Raw genomic sequence first — 19,696 nt, forward strand, 5'->3', positions numbered from 1 at the left:
AGTATATTCAAGGTTAAATTGTATAATACCAATAAATATGATTTTAATAGCTGATGGAGGCTCAACAAAAGCCGACTGGATTTTGCTCAATACAAAAGGCGAGGTGGTTTTAAAAACAAGAACAGGTGGATTAAATCCGGCCGTTTTTCCGGTAGATTTGTTGAACGAAAGAATTTATGAAAATGAAGACTTTCAAAAAATTAAAGAAGAAGTTACAGAAATTTATTTCTATGGTGCAGGTTGTGGAACACCAAAACCTACAGCATTACTAAAATCAATATTTCAATCATTTTTTATGAATTCAAATGTTGTTGTTAAGGAAGATACTTATGCAGCAGCTTATGCAGTTACAGACAAACCAGGAATGGTTTGTATTTTAGGTACTGGTTCAAATTCTTGCTATTTTGATGGCGAAAATGTTGATGTTAGAATTCCTTCACTTGGTTATATTTTAATGGATGAAGCAAGTGGTAATTATTTTGGTAAAAAACTAATTAGAGATTATTACTATAATAAAATGCCAAAGAAAATTGCTAAAATGTTTGAAGAACAATTCAACGTTGATGCAGATACCATTAAAAGGCATATTTATAAAGAAGAAAACCCAAATACCTATTTGGCAAATTTTGCCGAATTTATGCTAAAGAATGAGCGTACACTTTACTTTAATAAAGTTTTACATAAGGGTATGAAGGACTTCTTTAAAAATAGAATTTTACCTTATAAAGAATCTAAATCAGTTCCTGTGCATTTTGTGGGCTCAATAGCATATTTTGCGCGTGATATTATTGAAGATGTAGCCAGATATTATTTGGTTGACCTTGGAAATATAGTTCGTAGACCAATAGATGGTTTAATAGAATATCATCGAGCACAAATGAATTTAAAATAAATCTAAAATTCGTTCTAAAGCCATTCCTCTTGAACCTTTAATAAGTACTGAGGAATTTGAAATTGATTTGAAATCTATTGAATTTTTAAAAGATTCAAAAGTATTATAAGTAAAAGCATTTTTTATACTAGTTGTAGAAAATGCTTTTCCTATTAGAATCACTTTGTTAAAATTAAATGAAGTTGCCAGTTCGGCAATTTCCTGGTGTTCTAAATTACTTGTTTCCCCTAATTCAAACATATCACCAAGAAACACAACTTTATTTGCGGCTTTTAATTGCGCAAAATTTTCCAAAGCAACTTTCATACTACTTGGATTAGCATTATAAGCATCCAAAATAATTTTATTAGTTCCTTTATCTATTATTTGAGATCTATTATTAGAAGGAATATAATTCTCAATTGCTTCCTTAACTTCTTTAATTGGCACTCCGAAATAATTTCCTATGCATATTGCAGCAGCAATGTTGTTATAATTATAATTTCCAATTAATTGACTTTTAATGGTTTCATTTTTGTGGTTAACTTTTACAAAGGGGGTAGCCTCAATAAAATTTATTTCATTTGAATTGAATTCTATAGTCTCGATGCCTTTACTTTGTTTTTTTTGAATTTCATCATCGCTATTTATAAAAGCCTTCCCTTTTGAATTGCGAAGAAAATTATATAATTCAGATTTTCCTTTTATAACACCTTCAATCCCTCCAAAACCTTCTAAGTGAGCTTTTCCAAAATTGGTGATATATCCATAATTAGGTTCGGCAATTGAACATAATAAATCTATTTCATTTAAATGATTTGCACCCATTTCAACTATTCCTACTTCTGTAGATTGAGTCATAGAAAGTAACGTTAATGGAACACCAATATGATTATTTAAATTCCCTTTAGTTGCTGAGGTATTAAATTTTTTGGTAAGGACTGTATTTATAAGTTCTTTTGTAGTAGTTTTTCCATTGCTACCAGTAAGTGAAATAATTGGTATATTTAATTGTTTTCTATGGTAATTTGCCAATTTTTGAAGTGTTTCTAATACGTTTTCAACTAGGATTGTTTGATTTTTTATTTCAAATTCTTTTTCATCTATTATTGCAACAGAAGCTCCATTTTTTAAGGCTACTTCGGTAAATTTATTTCCATTAAAATTATCGCCTTTTAGAGCAAAAAACATACTTCCTTTTCTAATTTTTCGCGTATCAGTATCTGCTAAATAGCTTTTTGAAAAAAGCTTGTAAATTTCTTCAATTGTCATATTTTAAGTATAAAAAAACCTCAAAGCGCTAACAATGAGGTTGGTAAATTTTATTTAAAAATTTTAGTATCTTACTTTTGCAGTAATAGGTGTTCTTCTTTTATAGGTCATAGGACCAATTCTATCAGTAACACATCTAAAACCTATAAAGTTTGTTGCCATATATTCTGGTAAATATCTTCTTTGAGAAGGATCTAACCAGTATTCTCTATCCTTCCAAGATCCACCTTTATAAACTCTTGTTTTATCGCTAATTAGAGTGTTTCGTTTTTTAGTATCATATTGCTGCATTATGTAGCCACTTTCACCTATTACTTTTGGTTTAACTGGTGAATTATACATTCGAGGTTTAGTTTCTAATTCGTCTTCCTCTTTGTTATAAAACTTTGTTGAAGCAAGCTCTCCATCTTTAGCATCTACATTATAGGCTTTTTCGTAATTATTTCTCATATATGCATCGCGTTTGGTAACTGGTAAATATTTAACGCTACCAGGCAATGCTTTTGGAACTATTTGACCATTATCTAAAGTATCATATTGAACAGAAAAATTATCAGCGATTACTACTTTTCCTTCAGCATCAATCATTTTTTTTGTGAAAATATTACCTCTAAAATAATTGAAATCATTTGCATCATTGTCAATAATAGGTCTATAAACATCTGCTACCCATTCTGCTACATTCCCAGACATATCATATAGACCAAAAGCATTAGGCTCATACGATTTTACTTGAATAGTGATATCTGCTCCATCATTACTCCACCCAGCTACACCGCTGTAATCACCTTTACCTTGTTTAAAGTTAGCAAGTTGGTCTCCCATATATCGCTTGTCTTTATTTCTAGTGTATTTACCACTCCAAGCATATTTTTTTCTACCTCTTATATTGTTATATTCTCTTCCTTCAACAACAGCTTTTGCAGCATATTCCCATTCAGCCTCAGTAGGTAATCTAAATCTAGCAGTTAAAATACCATCAGACACTTTTGCATGTCTACCTTCAAAGACACCTCTTTTAGGTTTTGGATCTCCTTTTTTACGTTTTGTAAATACAGGAAGCCCTTTTTTATAAATTGTGGAATCGCCATCAAATAGAGCATAAGGATTTTGAATGTAAGTTTCAGAATCGAAATGATTTTTACCTTCAACTTCTATTGAATCCAATTCGAATAAAGGTTTTAAAATACCTTTGTCCATTAATATTTTTTCATTTACTCTATTGGTTCTCCATTTACAATATTGGTTTGCCTGAACCCAACTAACTCCAATAACAGGATAATCGGCATAGCCTGGGTGTCTTAAATAGTTTTCGGTTAATAACTCATTAAAACCTAAAACATCTCGCCAAACTAAAGTATCGGGTACTGCAGATTGATAAATATGTTCGTAATTTATATTGTTAGGTGGAAAAACTTTTTCCATCCAATCTAAATAAAATAAATATTCTGAATTTGTAACCTCGGTTTCATCCATATAAAATGAACGTACCTGTTGTTTAACAGGGGTTGTATTCCAATCGAAAAGAACATCATCTTGTACTTGTCCCATAGTAAATGTTCCACCTTCAATTAAAACCATTCCTGGAGGAGCTTGTTGGCCTTTATAACCTTTTTTCGAATCATAAGATCCTACAGCACTTTTATCTGATGCCGACCAGCCGGTAAGTCCAACAATTTTTCTAGGGTTTCTATTATGACAACTAGTTAAAGTTGCTATTAGAACAAATAAAAATAATACTTTTGAAATTGATTTAATATTATTAAATTTCATACTAATTCTGTTAGGGTTTTAAAGGTTGCAATTTACATTAAATAAATTTTTTTGCAACAAAATAATTAATTATGTTTCATATAACGATTGTTTTTAATTATTATTATATGTAATGTTGTATAATATTTAAATAAAACTCCAACTATTTAACGTTATTTTATTGATGAAATTATTTAGAATATTTATAATTTTCCTGCTATTTACCACATTAAACGAACTTTGTGCACAACAAAATATAATAAAATCATTTAGTTTAGATTGGACAGATAATGTTGAGTTTATTGTTAATAAAGATTTAAAAATTTCTACTAGTTTAATTAATGGTAATTTTTTAGATGAAAATTTAAACCCTAGGTTTTCAGAGAGTTGGAAAGTTGTTAATAACAATACACTACTTGGGTATACAATTCGAAATGTTAAATATGAGAATGTAAAAAGCAATAATAATTATGCTTTTAATTTTATTTCTGATTCTTTAAAAAGTGAATTAAATATTGCCAAGGCCAAAAATAATTTATATCTAACTTTAAACTTAGAACCACTTGTAAAAATTAATAACCAAGTAAAAAGAATAGTTTCGTTTGATTTAGAGTATTCTTTTGGAAGTGCAAAAAAAAATAGTTTAAAAAATAGTAGCTTAAAGCAATCTGTGCTAGCATCTGGTAAATGGTATAAGTTTTCCGTAGAAAAAACGGGTGTTTACAAAATAAATAGAAATTTTTTACAAAATTTAGGAATAGATGTAAATTCCGTTAATCCAAAAAATATTAAAATTTACGGAAATGGAGGGCAAATGCTACCTCAAAAAAATAGTGATTTCAGGTACGACGGTTTGCAAGAAACTGCAATTTATGTAAACGGTGAAAGTGATGGTAATTTTGATAGTAATGATTTTATTTTGTTTTATGCAAAAGGTCCCCATAGCTGGGATTATGGAATTTCACCAAATTTAAATACTACAAAACATCAATACAATATCTATTCTGATGAGGCTCATTATTTTATAACAATTGGAGATTCAGCTGGCAAAAGAATTATAGAAAAACCTTCAATAACGGCTAATGCAAATACTGTAATTTCGAGTTTTGATGATTTTGCTTTTTATGAAAAAGACGAAGTAAATTTATTTGCAGTAGGTCAGCAATGGTTTGGAGATGATTTTAATTTTGAAAACACAAGATCATATTCAATTCCTTTTGATGAAATTGATGACAGTGAAAACATTCAAGTAAAAGTAAGAGGTGTTGCAGAATCATTATCAAGTTCTTCAATGGATGTTGCTGTAAACAATCAAAATTTATTTACTATTAATTATGGTGCTTTAGGAGGCTTAAATAGAGCTGTAGGAAACGAAAATGGAGGTAACGTTAAAATAAATGGAAACTCAGTAAATGTTGATATTACCTTTAATAATAACGGAAACCCAGGAGCAAAAGCGTGGTTAGATTATATTGAGGTACTTGGTAGAAGAAAATTAATAGCGAAGACTAATCAATTTTTATTTAGAAATTTTAATTTAACCAATCCAAATAGTGTATTTGAATATGTAATTGAAAATGGAAATAATGTTTCTTGGGTTTGGGATGTGTCGGATTATTTAAATCCTAAAATTGTTAAAAATGAATCCGCGAATTCGAATTATTCCTTTAAAATTAATGGGGGTAGCTTAAGTGAGTTTTTATTAATTCCGGAAAATGATTTTTATAGTCCTAACTTACTAGAAAATAGCGAGGTAGAAAATCAGAATTTACATAGTCTTCAAAATATTGATTATGTAATAATTACAAATGATGAATTATTTAGCGAGGCGCAAAGATTAGCTGATTATCACCTTGAAAATTCAGGATTAATTACAAAAGTTGTAAAATTAAAACATATTTATAATGAATTCTCATCAGGAATACAAGACGTAATTGCAATTAGGGATTTTGTTAAACATTTGTACGATAATGCAACTACCAATCCAATTAAATATGTTTGTTTATTTGGTGATGCATCCTATGATTTTAAAGACCGAATTTCAGAGAATAACAACATAGTTCCTGTTTTTGAAGCGTACAACAGTTTTAATTTAGCATCATCATATGTAACTGATGATATTTATGGGATGATGGACGACAATGAAGGGCTTTTAAATTCTTTTGAAAGACAAGATGTTGCTACAGGTAGAATTCCAGTTTCTGATGTTGTTCAAGCTAAACAAGTGGTTGATAAAATATTAGATTATTATAGTGTTGAGTCATTTGGTAATTGGCGTACGAAATTAACGTTAATTGCGGACGATATTGATAGTGCAGGAGAAGAAATTATTCAAGTTAATATGGAGAAATTAGCCGATTCTATAACCAAAAACAAACCAGTATTTAACTTAAATAAAATTTATTTGGATGCATATGACCAACAAACAACTGCTTCAGGAAATGTATATCCAACAGTTAATGTTGATATCCTAAATAAAATTGATAAAGGCACGTTATTGGTAGATTATTTTGGACATGGAGGTGAAGATGGTTGGAGTGGAGAAGGGATATTTCGTCTTCCTGAAATTCAAAATTTAGAGAATAAATATAAATTACCGTTATTTATTACCGTTACCTGCGAATTTTCTAGATTTGATAATCCTCTAAGAAAAACAGCCGGTGAATTTTTATTTTGGGCACCAAATTATGGAGCAGGTTCATTAATATCAACAACAAGAGAAATTTATATTAGTGTAGGTCAGGTTTTTAATGAAACATTAGTGAGACCATTATTAGGATTTAACAATGAGAATGTTTCTATATCAGAATCTCTTATGTTGGCTAAAAATCAATTTTCAACTACACAAAGATTTTTTATTTTCAATTTTGGAGATCCTGCAATGCATTTAAGTATTCCAAACCCGTCAATAAAAATAACTAAAATGAATGATAAGGATATTTCACAATCCAAAGACACTATTAAAGCGTTATCTTATGTAAAGTTTGAAGGAGAAATTACAGACGTAAATAATAGTTTAATTAATGATTATAATGGTGAAATTGACCTTTCAGTATACGATAAAGAAATTTTGAAGTCTACTTTAGATAATGATTCGAAGAATTTTGTAATGCAGTTTGATGTAATTGATAGTAAAATATTTGATGGAAGATCAAAAGTTGAAAATGGTAAGTTTTCTTTTGATTTTGTAGCTCCAAAAGACATAAAAGTAGCTTACGGAAAGGGGAAGCTTAGCTTTTATTCAACAAATAAAAAAACAGATAAAGCAGGTTATAATATAGATATCACAGTTGGAGGAATTAATAAAAATGCTCCCGAAGATAAAACAGGGCCTGTAGTTCAATTGTTTATGAATGATTTAAATTTTGTAGAAGGAGGAACTACAGATAGCTCGCCAATGTTTATTGCTGTTTTAGAAGATGAAAATGGAATAAATACCTCAATTACAGCAGTAGATCACGATATTGTTGCAATTTTAGATAACGATCAAGCAAATCCAATAATTCTAAATGATTTTTATCAAACAGATTTAAATAATTATAAAAAAGGTAAAGTAACTTATTCATTTAAAGACCTTTCTGAAGGTTTGCATACATTAACTTTAAAAGTTTGGGATACATACAATAATTTAACAGAAACAACGTTTTCTTTTACTGTAATGAACAATTCAGATTTGGTTTTAACTAAGGTGTTAAACTATCCAAATCCATTTGTAAATTATACTGAGTTTTGGTTTAATCATAACAAGCCTAACGATTTGTTAAATGTTCAAGTTCAAATTTTTACTGTTTCCGGAAAATTAGTTAAAACAATTAATGAAACCGTTCAAGCTGATGGAAACTTATGTAGAGTGTTAAATTGGAATGGATTAGATGATTTTGGATCGAAAATTGGAAAAGGAGTTTATGTTTATAAATTAAAAGTAAAGGGAATTAATTCAAATTCTTCAGCTCAGAAAATTGAAAAATTAGTAATATTGCAATAAGAATTTAATATATTTATTAAATTAAAGAAAACCATTAATGAAAAAAATAATTTTAGTTACCCTAACTGTTTTATTTACCATTTCAAATAGTAAAGCACAAGAAACACCAAATCCAATAACAACAGCAGCACCATTTTTACTTATTGCCCCTGACGCTAGAGCGGGCGGTATGGGAGATATTGGAGTTGCAACTTCACCAGATGCAAATTCACAACATTGGAACGCATCTAAATTTGCCTTTATGAAGTCGCAATTTTCAGTAGGAATAATATACACACCTTGGCTTAGAGAATTAACAAATGATGTTTTTTTAGGTGGATTTTCATTTGCAAATAAAATTGATAATAGAAGTGCTTGGGCAACAAGTTTAAAATATTTTAATTTAGGTGAAATTCAACTAACAGATAATAGTGGATTCCCAAATGGAACAGAAAAGTTAAATGAATTTTCAATAGATGGTTCTTATTCGCTTAAATTGAGCGAAACCTATTCAATGGGGGTTACTTTACGTTATATTCGTTCCGATTTAGGAATTGAATCTGCAAATTCAACTATTAGCGCAGTAAATTCATTTGCGGTTGATATTTCTGGTTATTTTCAATCTGAAGAAAAAAACTATGGAGATTTCAATGGTGTTTGGAGAGCAGGATATAATATTTCTAATATAGGTCCAAAAGTTTCATATTCGGACGATGGGCAGGATAATTTTATTCCAACTAATTTAAAAGTTGGTGGAGGATTCGATTTTATTTTAGATAATTATAATAAAGTAAGTTTAAATTTAGAATTGAATAAATTATTAGTACCTACACCTAGTATTTCAGACGATGGAACACCGCCATACTCGCAAGATGACATTAGTTTCTTTAGTGGTATTTTTAAGTCTTTTAATGATGCTCCTGATGGATTTAGTGAGGAGCTTAAAGAGTTTACTTGGGGGCTAGGAGCGGAATATATGTATGATAATTCTTTTGCTATTAGAGCAGGTTATTTTAATGAAAGTGATTTAAAAGGAGCAAGAAAATATTTTACTATTGGATCTGGTTTTAATTTTAAAAGTTCTAGACTAGATATCTCATATTTGTTTAATGCCTCTGATATAAACAATCCACTAGAAAACACACTTAGATTTTCATTATCATTCGATTTTGGAGATATTTTTGAGATTAATTAATTAGCCATTAGGTACATTTAATGAAAAAGGTTGAAATTACAACAAGTATTTCAGTTTACGATTCGATAGAAGAACTTCCAAAAGATGTTTTGTCCTTAATGCAAAAAGCTATTGAAGCAAAAAACAAAGCATATGCACCGTACTCTAAATTTTATGTGGGGTGCGCACTTATTTTAGAAAATGGGGTTATAGTTACCGGAAATAATCAGGAAAATGCAGCATATCCTTCTGGGATGTGCGCCGAAAGGGTTGCCGTATGGAACGCATTATCGAATTATCCAAATATTAAAATTCTAAAACTTGCAATCACTGCAAGTTCAAGTTCGCAATTGTTAAAAGAACCTGTTGCTCCATGCGGAGCCTGTAGACAAACTTTATCTGAATATGAAATAAAACAAAAAAGTAAGGTTGAAGTTTATTTTATGGGTGAAGAAGGTAAAATAATAAAAACAGATTCTATTCTAGATTTGCTTCCAATTGCATTTGATAAATCATTTCTTTAATATGCTAAAGGATATTGAAAATAGAGATGATATTTACATACTAATTAAAGCATTTTATGTTAAATTAATGAATGACGATGTAATGCGTCATTTTTTTATTGAATTTGAGCAGCCTGAAGCTCTCGAAAATCATTTACAAATATTGGTTGATTTTTGGGATAACATATTGTTTTTCTCTGGTGGGTATCGTAAAAATGCAATGGCTCCACACCTAAAAATACACAAGAACAAACCATTCAAGAAAGAGCACTTTACTCATTGGCTATCAAGTTTTAATAGTGCTGTTGACGAATTGTTTGAAGGTGAGATGGCGCATACAGCTAAGTCTCGTGCACTATCGATAGCCACCGTAATGAAAATTAAAATTTCAGAACAAAATAAGTAATACATTTTAAATTTGTTTATTAACTTTTTATATAAATAATGAAGTCAGTTATAACAGGAACCGGAAGCTATATACCTAATATAGTTAAAAAAAATTCAGATTTTTTAAGCAGTAAATTTTTAAACGAAGATGGAACTCCATTTAATGAGGAAAATGAAGTTATTATTGAGAAATTTAAATCAATAACAGGTATTGAAGAACGAAGGTACGCAGAAGATAAATTAAATTCGTCTGATTTAGGTTTTTTTGCATCTGAAAAAGCAATAAAGGATGCACAAATAGATAAAGAAGAGTTAGATTATATAATAGTTGCTCAAAATTTTGGAAACGTTAAAACTGGTTCTAATCAAAGTGATATGTTACCAAGTATTGCTTCAAGAATAAAGCATAGCTTACAAATTAAAAATCCGAACTGTGTAGCATATGATATTATTTTTGGATGTCCAGGTTGGGTTCAAGGAGTTATTCAAGCAGAGGCTTATATAAAAGCGGGGATTGCAAAAAAATGTTTAGTTGTTGGAACTGAAACCTTATCTAGAGTTGTAGACCCTAGTGATCGTGATTCAATGATTTTTGCTGATGGAGCAGGAGCTTGCGTAATAGAAGCAAAGGATAGTTCTAAGGATTCAGGAATTTTAAGTCATGCTACAAGAACTGACGTAATAGATGAAGCATATTATTTGCATTTTGACAAGTCTTTTAATAAAGATTTAGATTCAAGTATTGGGTATATTAAAATGTTAGGCAGAAAAATATATGAATACGGATTATCAAATGTTCCTGCAGCAATGAAAACAGCTTTAGATAAAAGCGGGTTAAGTATTTCGGATGTTAAGAAAATATTTATTCATCAGGCAAATGAAAAAATGGATGAACAAATTGTAAAACGTTTTTATAGGTTATATAAATCTAAAGTGCCTGCGGGAGTTATGCCTATGAATATTCATAAATTAGGAAATAGTTCTGTTGCAACAATTCCTACTTTATTTGACCATGTAAAACAAGGGAAAATGGAAAATCAAGAAATTAACTCTGGCGATGTGGTAATTTTTGCGTCTGTTGGTGCGGGGATGAATATTAACGCAATTGTTTATAGATACTAAATATTAGAATAAAAAAAAGCCCTCAGTGAGGGCTTTTTTTTATTCTAATATTTCTGTAATTGTTTTCCCCGAAGTTCCATTTGGTTGCTCTATTTTAAGAAAACTAGCTAAAGTTGGAGCAATATCTATAATAGGATAATACTTGTTTGAAGTTCCTTGTTTTATGCCGCTTCCATAAAAAATTAAAGGAACATGTGTATCGTAACTATAACCAGATCCATGTGTAGATCCAACATGTGCATAACTAATAGTAGTTGGGTTGGGAACAAACAACACATTACCAGATCTTTTTTGGTTATACCCATTTTGTAACTTTTGTAAAACACCAGAACTAAACGAAGTGGCTTGTAATGTATGTCCACTTATAGATTTATATACATTATTAAAATTTAAAATTTCATCAACTAAAATTTGTTCAACTTTTAATATATCAAGCTTTAAAAAATCAATTATTTCAGTATTTAGAAATAATTGGTTATTCGAAATATTTTCAACCAATTCATCTGAATTGAAATGCTTTAATGTAATTGTTTTTACAAATTTTTTAAATTCTTTATTATCAAAATAACCTCCTGGAATTTTCAATGTTTTTAGATAAGACGGTACTGGTACAGCAGCGTGATCTGCGGTTAAAAACAATGTATAATTATCAGCACCTATTTCAGTGTTTAAAAAGTTTATAAAATCTTCTAAGTTTTTATCTAATCTAATATAAGAATCTTCAACTTCTTTAGAGTCGACACCAAATTGATGTCCAACATAATCCGTACTCGAATAACTTATTGCAATAAAATCTGTAAAATTACTCTTTCCTAAATTTTCCCCTAGAATGGTGGCTTTAGCAAAATCAGTGGTAAAATCATTGCCAAATGCAACAGCCTTTAATAAGCTATAGTTACCATTTTGTTTTCTTAATTTAGAAAGGTTGTAAGGAAACGAAGGTTCTTTTTTACCTTTAAACGGTTTTTCAAAATTATTATTATCAATTAATGATTCTGTATAATTTTCAATGTTATAAAAAGTATCCCAAGTTTTTTCTAAATAATTATTTGCAATACCCGAATTGTTGAAATTTTCAACCCAACTAGGTAGTTTTTCCATATAAAAAGAACTAGAAATAAATTTACCAACATTTCCTCCTTCAAACCAATAAGCGGCGCTTGCTGTATGTCCAGCAGGTAAAATTGCAGATCTATCTTTAATGGAGATCCCAATACTTTTACCGTTCATGTTTTGAGCCAATCTTAGTTGATCTAAAATAGTTGTGGTTAACATTCTATGAGGTGATTTTTGGCCTCCTGTTTTCGCTCCAACTGTTTTATAATTATCATCGTCTACACAGTAAATAGATTTTTTTTCATATTTATCGTACCAATTATTTGAAATAATTCCATGGTTTGTAGGTGTAGTACCAGTATAAATTGAAGTATGTCCAACCGCAGTATAGGTTGGTATATAATTGTAATGGACATTGTTAAAGTTATATCCTCGATTTATTAGTTTTTTAAAACCTCCATTGCCAAATTTATTGTAAAAACGTATTAAATAATCATACCTCATTTGATCTACAACTATACCAACAACTAACTTTGGGTTTTTATCAAACTTTTTAAAACTTTCATATGAAGTTGGTTCGGCTATTGTTTTAGCTGAGTTTGATTCGGCTTTAATAGCTATACATTGTATTAATACTAGACTCACTAAAATTAATATGATACTTTTTTTCATTTTGTATAATTTAGAGGTTTCAAAATTAATGAATTTTTAAGGTGTAAATTAATTTTATGCTGCAAAAAGTTAATACATTGTTTTAATTTGATATTTTAGCAAAAAAGAAATTAAATGAACTATTTAGAGCATATTGGAAAGTATTTTATTATGCTGAAACAAGTGTTTAAAAAACCACAAAAATGGTCGGTTTTTAGAGAAACTTTGTTTCGAGAAATTGAAGATTTAGGACTAAAATCTTTAGGAATAATTATGTTTATTTCATTTTTTGTTGGCGGTGTAGTAGCCATACAAACAGCATTAAATGTTGAAAGCCCATTTATACCAAAATATTTAATAGGATTTGCCACTAAACGCTCAATGATATTAGAGTTTGCACCTACATTTATGAGTGTTATTTTGGCTGGTAAAGTAGGTTCTTATATATCTTCTAGTATTGGTACTATGCGAGTTACGGAGCAGATTGATGCTTTAGAGGTGATGGGGATAAACTCTTTAAATTACTTGGTTTTACCTAAAATTATAGCAACCTTATTTTTCTATCCATTATTAATTGTTTTAGCAATGTTTTTAGGAATTTATGGAGGATATGTTGCGGGTTTATTAACAGGGAGGTTTTTTACAGAAGATTATATTTATGGAATTCAGCTGGATTTCGATCCCTATTTTATAAAATATGCTTTAATTAAAACGTTAGTTTTCGCATTTGTAATTGCAACTATTCCAGCCTACCATGGTTATTATGTAAAGGGAGGGTCTTTGGAAGTTGGACGCGCAAGTACCCAAGCGGTGGTATGGACAAGTGTAGTAATTATCCTTTTAAATTATTTTTTAACTCAAATGCTTTTAGGATAGATGATAGAAGTTAAAGAACTATATAAAGAATTTAATGGTACTCCAGTTTTAAAAGGTGTAACTACAACTTTCGAAAAAGGAAAAACCAGCATGATTATTGGTCAAAGTGGATCTGGTAAAACAGTATTTTTAAAGTGTTTACTTGGATTGCATGTGCCCGAAAAAGGAATAATTAGTTTTGATGGTAGAAAACAATTAGAACTTGGAATAAAAGAGAGGAGACAATTAAGGCAAGAAATTGGAATGGTATTTCAAGGTGGAGCATTATATGATTCTTTAACAGTGGAAGAAAATATAATGTTTCCTTTAAAAATGTTTACTGAAAAAACACAAGATGAAATGCTTAATAGAGTTAATTTTGTTTTGGACAGAGTAAACTTGGTAAATGCGAATAAAAAGTTTCCTGCAGAAATTTCCGGAGGAATGCAAAAAAGAGTTGCTATTGCAAGAGCTATTGTTATGAATCCAAAATATTTGTTTTGTGATGAACCCAATTCTGGATTAGATCCAAATACAGCAACATTAATTGATAATTTAATTCAAGAAATTACAAAAGAATATCAGATGATAACTGTAATTAATTCTCATGATATGAACTCTGTGATGGAAATTGGAGAAAAAATTGTTTTTTTAAAAGATGGAGTAAAAGCTTGGGAAGGATCGAATAAAGAGATCTTTAAAACTGAAAATGAAGCTATTGTAAATTTTGTGTATTCTTCAAACTTATTTAAAAAAGTAAGAGAGGCATATTTAAATGAAACTAATTAGAAAAGTTGTTTGTTTTTTAAAAATATACTTATATATTTGCAGCCGCTAAAAAGGAAAAAGACGACCTGGTAGCTCAGTTGGTAGAGCACCTCCCTTTTAAGGAGGTGGTCCTGGGTTCGAGCCCCAGCCAGGTCACAAAAAAAATTCTAATTAGAGAGTTTTTTAAAATTTTGGTGAGATACTCAAGTGGCCAACGAGGGCAGACTGTAAATCTGCTGCGCAAGCTTCGAAGGTTCGAATCCTTCTCTCACCACAAACCTCAAACAATACGTTTGAGGTTTTTTTTGATTACTAATCAAAATGTTTAATAAAAGAATAAATAAGTTAAACAAAAATACTATATTTGTAATTGTAAATAGTTTTTAAATGAAAAAGAGTGTTTTATTAATAGTATTATTAATTTCAAATATCCTTGTGGGAACTTCCCAAAATAAGGGAACAGTTTCTGGTAAAATTATGGATGTTTCAAGTAGAGAAGCTATTCCTTTTGTAAATGTAATTATTGATGGTACAGCAATAGGGGAGGTATCCGATGAAAACGGACAGTTTGTAATTAAAAATGTTCCTTTGGGCTATGTAAAAATTAGAGCTTCAATTTTAGGGTATGAAACAGAAATATCGGATGATTATTTAGTGACAATTGAAAAATCTCCATTTATAGTTATTGAAATGGTTCAAACGAATGAACAATTAAGTGAGGTTGTTATTCAAAGTAAGTTATTTAAAAAATCTTTGGAAAGCCCGTTATCAGTTCAAACTTTAGGCATTGCAGAGATTGAAAAAAACCCAGGAGGAAATAGAGATATTTTAAAAGTTATCCAGTCATTGCCAGGTGTAGCTTCAAATCCCGGTTTTAGAAACGATATTATTATTAGAGGTGGTGCTCCATCTGAAAATAAATTTTATTTAGATGGAATTGAAGTTCCTGTAATAAATCATTTTCAAACCCAAGGATCTTCTGGTGGTCCTGTTGGTATTTTAAATGCAGATTTAATTAGAAAGGTAGATTTTTATACAAGTGCTTTTTCTGCAAATAACGGAAATGCTTTAAGTTCTGTAATTCAATTTACACAAAAGGATGGAAATCCTGATAAATTGAACACTAGAGCTACTTTTGGGACTTCTGACGCAGGAATTACATTAGAAGGACCATTGAGTTCCAAAACAACTTTTATAGCCTCTATGCGCCAATCTTATCTTCAATTTTTATTTAAGTTAATTAAACTTCCATTTTTACCTACCTATAACGATTTTCAGTTTAAAGTAAAACATCAATTATCGGAAACTGATGAAATTTCGTTCATTGGTTTGGGGGCGGTAGATACTTTTAAATTGAATGAAGATGTAAATGATAATGTAACCGATGAAGAAACTATTAAAAGAAACAGATATATTTTAAGTAATATTCCAGTTCAAGAGCAATGGAATTATACAGTTGGTGTTTCCTACAAACATTATAGAGAAAATTCGATGCAACAATATATTTTAAGTAGAAATGAATGGAATAATGAGGCAAAAAAGTATTTTAATAACACAAATATTCCTTCAGATTTAATTCTAAATTATAATTCTCGAGAAATAGAGAATAAATTTAGATTTGAAAATACTTCAACGCTAAAAAATAGTTATAAGTTAAATTTTGGTGTTGGTTTAGAATCTGCAAAATACACGAATAGTACTTTTCAGCAATTAGCAAATTCATCTGGAGTTTCAGAAATTGATTTTTCATCGGAATTGTCAATGTTAAAGTATAGTATATTCGGACAAATTTCGAAAAGATATTTAGATTCAAAATTGGGTATTTCTTTGGGAGTTAGATTAGATGCAAATAATTATAATAATAAAATGCAGTCTCCGTTGAACCAGTTTTCTCCAAGAATTTCTTTTAGTTATAAGTTAAATGGTAAATTAAACTTTAATGCTTCAACTGGAATATATAACCAACTTCCGGCTTATACTGTGTTAGGTTATAGGAATAACTTAAACGAATTGGTAAATAAGAATAACGGATTAAAATATATTGAGGCAACTCATTATGTAACAGGATTAGAGATGAATCCAAACACAACTTCAAAAATATCGTTCGAAACATTTTATAAATCGTATAAAAACTACCCTTTTTCGGTTAGAGATCAAATTAGTTTGGCAAATTTAGGTTCTGATTTTGGTGTGGTTGGAAATGAAGAGGTAACATCTACTTCAAATGGAAGGGCATATGGTTTTGAAATATTAGCTCAAAAAAAGTCATATGGTGGATTATACGGAATTATGTCGTACACTTTCGTGAAAAGTGAGTTTCAAAATGCTTTAAAGGATTATATTCCTTCATCTTGGGATAACAGACATTTACTTACAATTACTGCTGGTGAAAAATTAAAAAAGAATTGGGAAATAGGAGGTAAGTTTCGTTTAGTTGGTGGGCAACCATATACACCTTACGACATTAATTCATCTTCCTTAATTGAAAATTACGATGTAACAAATAGTGGTATTTTAGACTACACAAAATTAAATTCCGAGCGATTTGACACTTATCATCAATTAGATATTAGAATTGATAAAACTTGGTATTGGAATAAAATGTCACTAAATTTTTACTTTGATATACAAAATGTATATGCTAGTGAATCTAAATCGCAATCATATTTACTGCCATTGTTAGACTCTAATGGAAATAAGGTTGTAAATTCTTCTGATTCTTCAAGATATAATCTTGAAGAAATAGAAAATACATCGGGAAATGTGCTGCCGAGATTTGGGGTGATTTTAGATTTTTAATTGTTATTTAAAAGTAACGTATCTAAATTTAAACGTGTTTTAAGCCATTTATTTAGTAGTAATTTTTGGTTTGATACATTTGGAACAGAATCGTGCCATTTTGCGTTAAAAACCATTATTGTATCCACAGAATTAAAATTAGTTTCAATTAATCTAGCATAACTTAGTTTTGATAAACCATTGTAGTTAATTTGTGCTTCTTTACTTATTTGAACAAACGGTATTTGATTAGATTCATATTTATGTAATTGTTCTGATAAGAGCTTAATTTTTTCTTCTTTTTCTTTTACTGTTTCATCTCTTGAAGAAATAATTTTTTGATTTTGAATATATAAATCTGATAAATTTTTAACTTCATGTCTTAAGTCCGAATCGTCAACACCTTGTTGTACAATTAGTTTTGTGTTTTCGAGTCCGTAGTCGGGTAATTTAGAATTCCAAAGTTCAAGGTCTTTTTCAGATAATTTATTGCCATAGACAACCATGCTTATGGTTTTTTCAGGATATTTTATATTATCAGCATCTTCATCAATTATACTTATACCACTTTCTTTAATGGCATTAATAAAATTTTGGGCATTTTGTCTAAATTGGTTTTCTTGAAACAAGTTAAAGAACATATAAATACTACCTGCAAAAACTAAAAGTGCAACTGATGAAGCAGTTCGTGCAATACGTTTTCTTTTTGCAGAGTTTATGTATTTAAGCATTGGGAAACGCAAAAATTTAACAATTACAAAAGTTGCTAATGCAATAAATATGGTGTTTATGGTAAATAAAAACATAGCTCCTCCAAAATAGGCTAAATTCCAAGTGGCTAATCCGTAACCAGCTGTACAAAGAGGAGGCATTAATGCTGTAGCAATTGCAACACCCGCAATTGTATTTGTTTGTTGATTTCTTCGACTTATTGCAATTATAAGCGCTAAACCACCCGAAATAGCTATAAAAACATCTCTTACATCGGGTGCGGTTCTTGCTAATATTTCAGGGGTTTCATTCTGGAAAATTGGAAATATAAAAAATAGTGTTGAAGTTAATAGACTTAAGCCTACCATTACTCCAAGGTTTATTAAAGAACGTCTTAAAGTGTCAATGTCATTAATGCCAATTGACAACCCAACTCCTAAAATTGGACCCATTAAAGGCGATATAAGCATCGCTCCAATAACAACAGCTGTAGAACTAACATTTAAGCCAATAGAGGCAATTAAAATTGAAAAAACTAATACCCAAGCCGTATGTCCTTTCATTGATATATTTCCTTTAATATCTTCAATGGTACCCTTTTTGTCAGTATCTTTTCGTATTTCAAGTAATTCAACAAAAAACTTATAAATACTAGATATAACACCATTAATATCACTTGGTGGAGGTGTATTAGAGTTAGGAGAAATTTGTTCTTGAATGTTATTTTCTTTTTCCATAAAACATTGGTTTAAACGAAATTATTTCCAAATTTAGATTTAACTTCAGCTGTTATTTCTTTAATTTCTTGTTCTTTATTTTTAGGGCAAATTAATAAAACATCATCTTTTTCCACAACTATAAAATTACTTAACCCTTGAATAACTACTTTTTTTCCAGATTCTGTTCGAATTATATTATTATTGGAGTCTCTAAAAATAAAATCGCCACCAATTGAAGCATTAGAATTAGTATCCTTATCTAATTTGTTGTAAAGTGAACCCCAAGTGCCCAAATCGTTCCAATCAAAATTAACAGGTAAAACAAATACATTTTCAGCTTTTTCCATAATTCCAAAATCTATAGATATATTTTCGGTCTTTGGATAATTTTCTAGAATAAAACTTTCTTCTTTTGTATTATTGTAGCACATATTTCCTTTTTCAAATAAAGAAAACATTTCAGGTAAGTGAGTTTTAAATTGTTCTATAATACTTTTTACACTCCAAATAAAAATTCCTGCATTCCATAAATAGTCTCCACTTTGTAAAAATGACTTTGCGGTTTCTAAATTAGGTTTTTCAGTAAAGTTTTTTACGCGTTTTATGTCCTTACTTGTTGATTTGTCATATTTTATATAACCATAACCAGTATTTGGGTTAGATGGTTCAATTCCAAGAGTTAATAAAGCATTGTTTTCACTACAAAAATCGAATGAGGTTTTAACATTTGCTAAAAATTCTTTTTCGTTTTCAATCCAATGATCAGATGGTGCAACAATCATAATACCATCTGGGTTTTCATTATAAATTTTAATGGCGCTATAAAGAATACAAGGGGCTGTATTTCTCATTGTAGGCTCTAAAAGTAGTTGTTTTTTGGTGGCTTTTGGCAACTGCTCTAAAACTAAGTTTTCGTAATTTTTATTGGTGGCAATTAATATATTTTCTGAAGGAATTAAACTTTCAAATCGTGTAAAGGTTTTCTGAATTAAGGATTCTCCTGTGCCAAGCATATCGTGGAATTGCTTAGGGAACTGGCTGGTACTAATTGGCCAAAATCGAGTTCCAATTCCTCCTGCCATAATAACTGCGTAATAATTTTTATTCATAATA

General features: G+C 29.7%; 14 protein-coding genes and 2 tRNA genes. 11 read left to right on the forward strand and 5 right to left on the reverse strand.

Annotation, left to right across the window (positions count from 1 at the left end):
* The first annotated feature begins 37 nt into the window (after positions 1–37).
* The gene (locus Q0776_RS16450; RefSeq protein ID WP_298370692.1) at positions 38–892 is read left to right on the forward strand and encodes an N-acetylglucosamine kinase; all 855 of its coding nucleotides are present in this window, start codon (positions 38–40) and stop codon (positions 890–892) included.
* Here Q0776_RS16450 and murF read toward each other — a convergent pair.
* Both murF and gldJ read right to left on the reverse strand, forming a co-directional pair.
* A complete protein-coding gene (gene murF / locus Q0776_RS16455) occupies positions 884–2,143 on the reverse strand; it encodes a UDP-N-acetylmuramoyl-tripeptide--D-alanyl-D-alanine ligase (protein WP_298370694.1) in 1,260 nt (419 codons plus the stop codon). The two genes, Q0776_RS16450 and murF, sit on opposite strands and share 9 nt — an antisense overlap.
* Positions 2,144–2,206: 63 nt before the next feature.
* Positions 2,207–3,916, reverse strand: coding sequence for a gliding motility lipoprotein GldJ (gldJ, locus tag Q0776_RS16460; RefSeq protein WP_298370696.1), 1,710 nt, complete (start codon positions 3,914–3,916; stop codon positions 2,207–2,209).
* A gap of 163 nt (positions 3,917–4,079) precedes the next feature.
* On the opposite strand from gldJ, the gene porU reads away from it, so the two are divergent.
* Genes porU through Q0776_RS16485 form a run of 5 tightly spaced genes read left to right on the forward strand, consistent with a single transcriptional unit; the run spans position 4,080 to position 11,045 of the window.
* A complete protein-coding gene (gene porU / locus Q0776_RS16465; protein WP_298370698.1) occupies positions 4,080–7,880 on the forward strand; it encodes a type IX secretion system sortase PorU in 3,801 nt (1,266 codons plus the stop codon).
* Between the two features lie 37 nt (positions 7,881–7,917).
* On the forward strand, positions 7,918–9,054 hold the full coding sequence (gene porV / locus Q0776_RS16470) for a type IX secretion system outer membrane channel protein PorV (protein ID WP_298370700.1): 1,137 nt from the start codon (positions 7,918–7,920) through the stop codon (positions 9,052–9,054).
* Positions 9,055–9,074: 20 nt separating this feature from the next.
* Positions 9,075–9,557 carry a cytidine deaminase gene (gene cdd, locus Q0776_RS16475; protein WP_298370703.1) on the forward strand — a complete coding sequence of 161 codons (483 nt, stop codon included), beginning with the start codon at positions 9,075–9,077 and terminating at the stop codon, positions 9,555–9,557.
* 1 nt (position 9,558) lies between these two features.
* Complete coding sequence (locus Q0776_RS16480; protein WP_298370704.1) at positions 9,559–9,942, forward strand: group III truncated hemoglobin; 384 nt, start codon at positions 9,559–9,561, stop codon at positions 9,940–9,942.
* A gap of 38 nt (positions 9,943–9,980) precedes the next feature.
* On the forward strand, positions 9,981–11,045 hold the full coding sequence (locus Q0776_RS16485) for a ketoacyl-ACP synthase III (protein ID WP_298370706.1): 1,065 nt from the start codon (positions 9,981–9,983) through the stop codon (positions 11,043–11,045).
* Positions 11,046–11,084: 39 nt separating this feature from the next.
* Here the strand turns inward: Q0776_RS16485 and pafA are convergent, their stop codons facing one another.
* Positions 11,085–12,773: an alkaline phosphatase PafA gene (pafA, locus tag Q0776_RS16490; RefSeq protein WP_298370707.1), complete on the reverse strand. Its 1,689-nt coding sequence runs from the start codon at positions 12,771–12,773 to the stop codon at positions 11,085–11,087.
* A 114-nt stretch (positions 12,774–12,887) separates the two neighbouring features.
* Between pafA and Q0776_RS16495 the strand changes: the two genes are divergently transcribed.
* The 5 genes from Q0776_RS16495 (at position 12,888) to Q0776_RS16515 (ending at position 17,174) form a co-directional block, all read left to right on the forward strand.
* Positions 12,888–13,628 (forward strand): ABC transporter permease, encoded by a 741-nt coding sequence (locus Q0776_RS16495; protein ID WP_298370712.1) that lies wholly within the window; start codon positions 12,888–12,890, stop codon positions 13,626–13,628.
* Positions 13,629–14,396, forward strand: a complete 768-nt coding sequence (locus tag Q0776_RS16500; RefSeq protein WP_298370715.1) for an ATP-binding cassette domain-containing protein — start codon at positions 13,629–13,631, stop codon at positions 14,394–14,396.
* A gap of 62 nt (positions 14,397–14,458) precedes the next feature.
* Positions 14,459–14,531 (forward strand) — tRNA-Lys (locus Q0776_RS16505).
* A gap of 37 nt (positions 14,532–14,568) precedes the next feature.
* Positions 14,569–14,649 (forward strand) — tRNA-Tyr (locus tag Q0776_RS16510).
* A gap of 113 nt (positions 14,650–14,762) precedes the next feature.
* Positions 14,763–17,174 carry a TonB-dependent receptor gene (locus Q0776_RS16515; RefSeq protein ID WP_298370718.1) on the forward strand — a complete coding sequence of 804 codons (2,412 nt, stop codon included), beginning with the start codon at positions 14,763–14,765 and terminating at the stop codon, positions 17,172–17,174.
* Here the strand turns inward: Q0776_RS16515 and Q0776_RS16520 are convergent.
* Positions 17,171–18,601: a DUF389 domain-containing protein gene (locus Q0776_RS16520; protein WP_298370721.1), complete on the reverse strand. Its 1,431-nt coding sequence runs from the start codon at positions 18,599–18,601 to the stop codon at positions 17,171–17,173. The genes Q0776_RS16515 and Q0776_RS16520 overlap by 4 nt on opposite strands.
* An 11-nt stretch (positions 18,602–18,612) precedes the next feature.
* Positions 18,613–19,692: a mannose-1-phosphate guanylyltransferase gene (locus tag Q0776_RS16525; protein ID WP_298370723.1), complete on the reverse strand. Its 1,080-nt coding sequence runs from the start codon at positions 19,690–19,692 to the stop codon at positions 18,613–18,615.
* Positions 19,693–19,696: the final 4 nt, after the last annotated feature.

Source organism: uncultured Lutibacter sp., from assembly GCF_947495725.1.
In the GTDB taxonomy this organism is placed as follows: Bacteria; Bacteroidota; Bacteroidia; order Flavobacteriales; family Flavobacteriaceae; genus Lutibacter.

Bases quoted from the DNA above. Each gene is read 5' to 3' on its own strand.
- Q0776_RS16450 (WP_298370692.1), top strand. From the start codon at position 38: ATGATTTTAATAGCTGATGGAGGCTCAACAAAAGCCGACTGGATTTTG.
- murF (WP_298370694.1), bottom strand. From the start codon at position 2,143: ATGACAATTGAAGAAATTTACAAGCTTTTTTCAAAAAGCTATTTAGCA.
- gldJ (WP_298370696.1), bottom strand. From the start codon at position 3,916: ATGAAATTTAATAATATTAAATCAATTTCAAAAGTATTATTTTTATTT.
- porU (WP_298370698.1), top strand. From the start codon at position 4,080: ATGAAATTATTTAGAATATTTATAATTTTCCTGCTATTTACCACATTA.
- porV (WP_298370700.1), top strand. From the start codon at position 7,918: ATGAAAAAAATAATTTTAGTTACCCTAACTGTTTTATTTACCATTTCA.
- cdd (WP_298370703.1), top strand. From the start codon at position 9,075: ATGAAAAAGGTTGAAATTACAACAAGTATTTCAGTTTACGATTCGATA.
- Q0776_RS16480 (WP_298370704.1), top strand. From the start codon at position 9,559: ATGCTAAAGGATATTGAAAATAGAGATGATATTTACATACTAATTAAA.
- Q0776_RS16485 (WP_298370706.1), top strand. From the start codon at position 9,981: ATGAAGTCAGTTATAACAGGAACCGGAAGCTATATACCTAATATAGTT.
- pafA (WP_298370707.1), bottom strand. From the start codon at position 12,773: ATGAAAAAAAGTATCATATTAATTTTAGTGAGTCTAGTATTAATACAA.
- Q0776_RS16495 (WP_298370712.1), top strand. From the start codon at position 12,888: ATGAACTATTTAGAGCATATTGGAAAGTATTTTATTATGCTGAAACAA.
- Q0776_RS16500 (WP_298370715.1), top strand. From the start codon at position 13,629: ATGATAGAAGTTAAAGAACTATATAAAGAATTTAATGGTACTCCAGTT.
- Q0776_RS16515 (WP_298370718.1), top strand. From the start codon at position 14,763: ATGAAAAAGAGTGTTTTATTAATAGTATTATTAATTTCAAATATCCTT.
- Q0776_RS16520 (WP_298370721.1), bottom strand. From the start codon at position 18,601: ATGGAAAAAGAAAATAACATTCAAGAACAAATTTCTCCTAACTCTAAT.
- Q0776_RS16525 (WP_298370723.1), bottom strand. From the start codon at position 19,692: ATGAATAAAAATTATTACGCAGTTATTATGGCAGGAGGAATTGGAACT.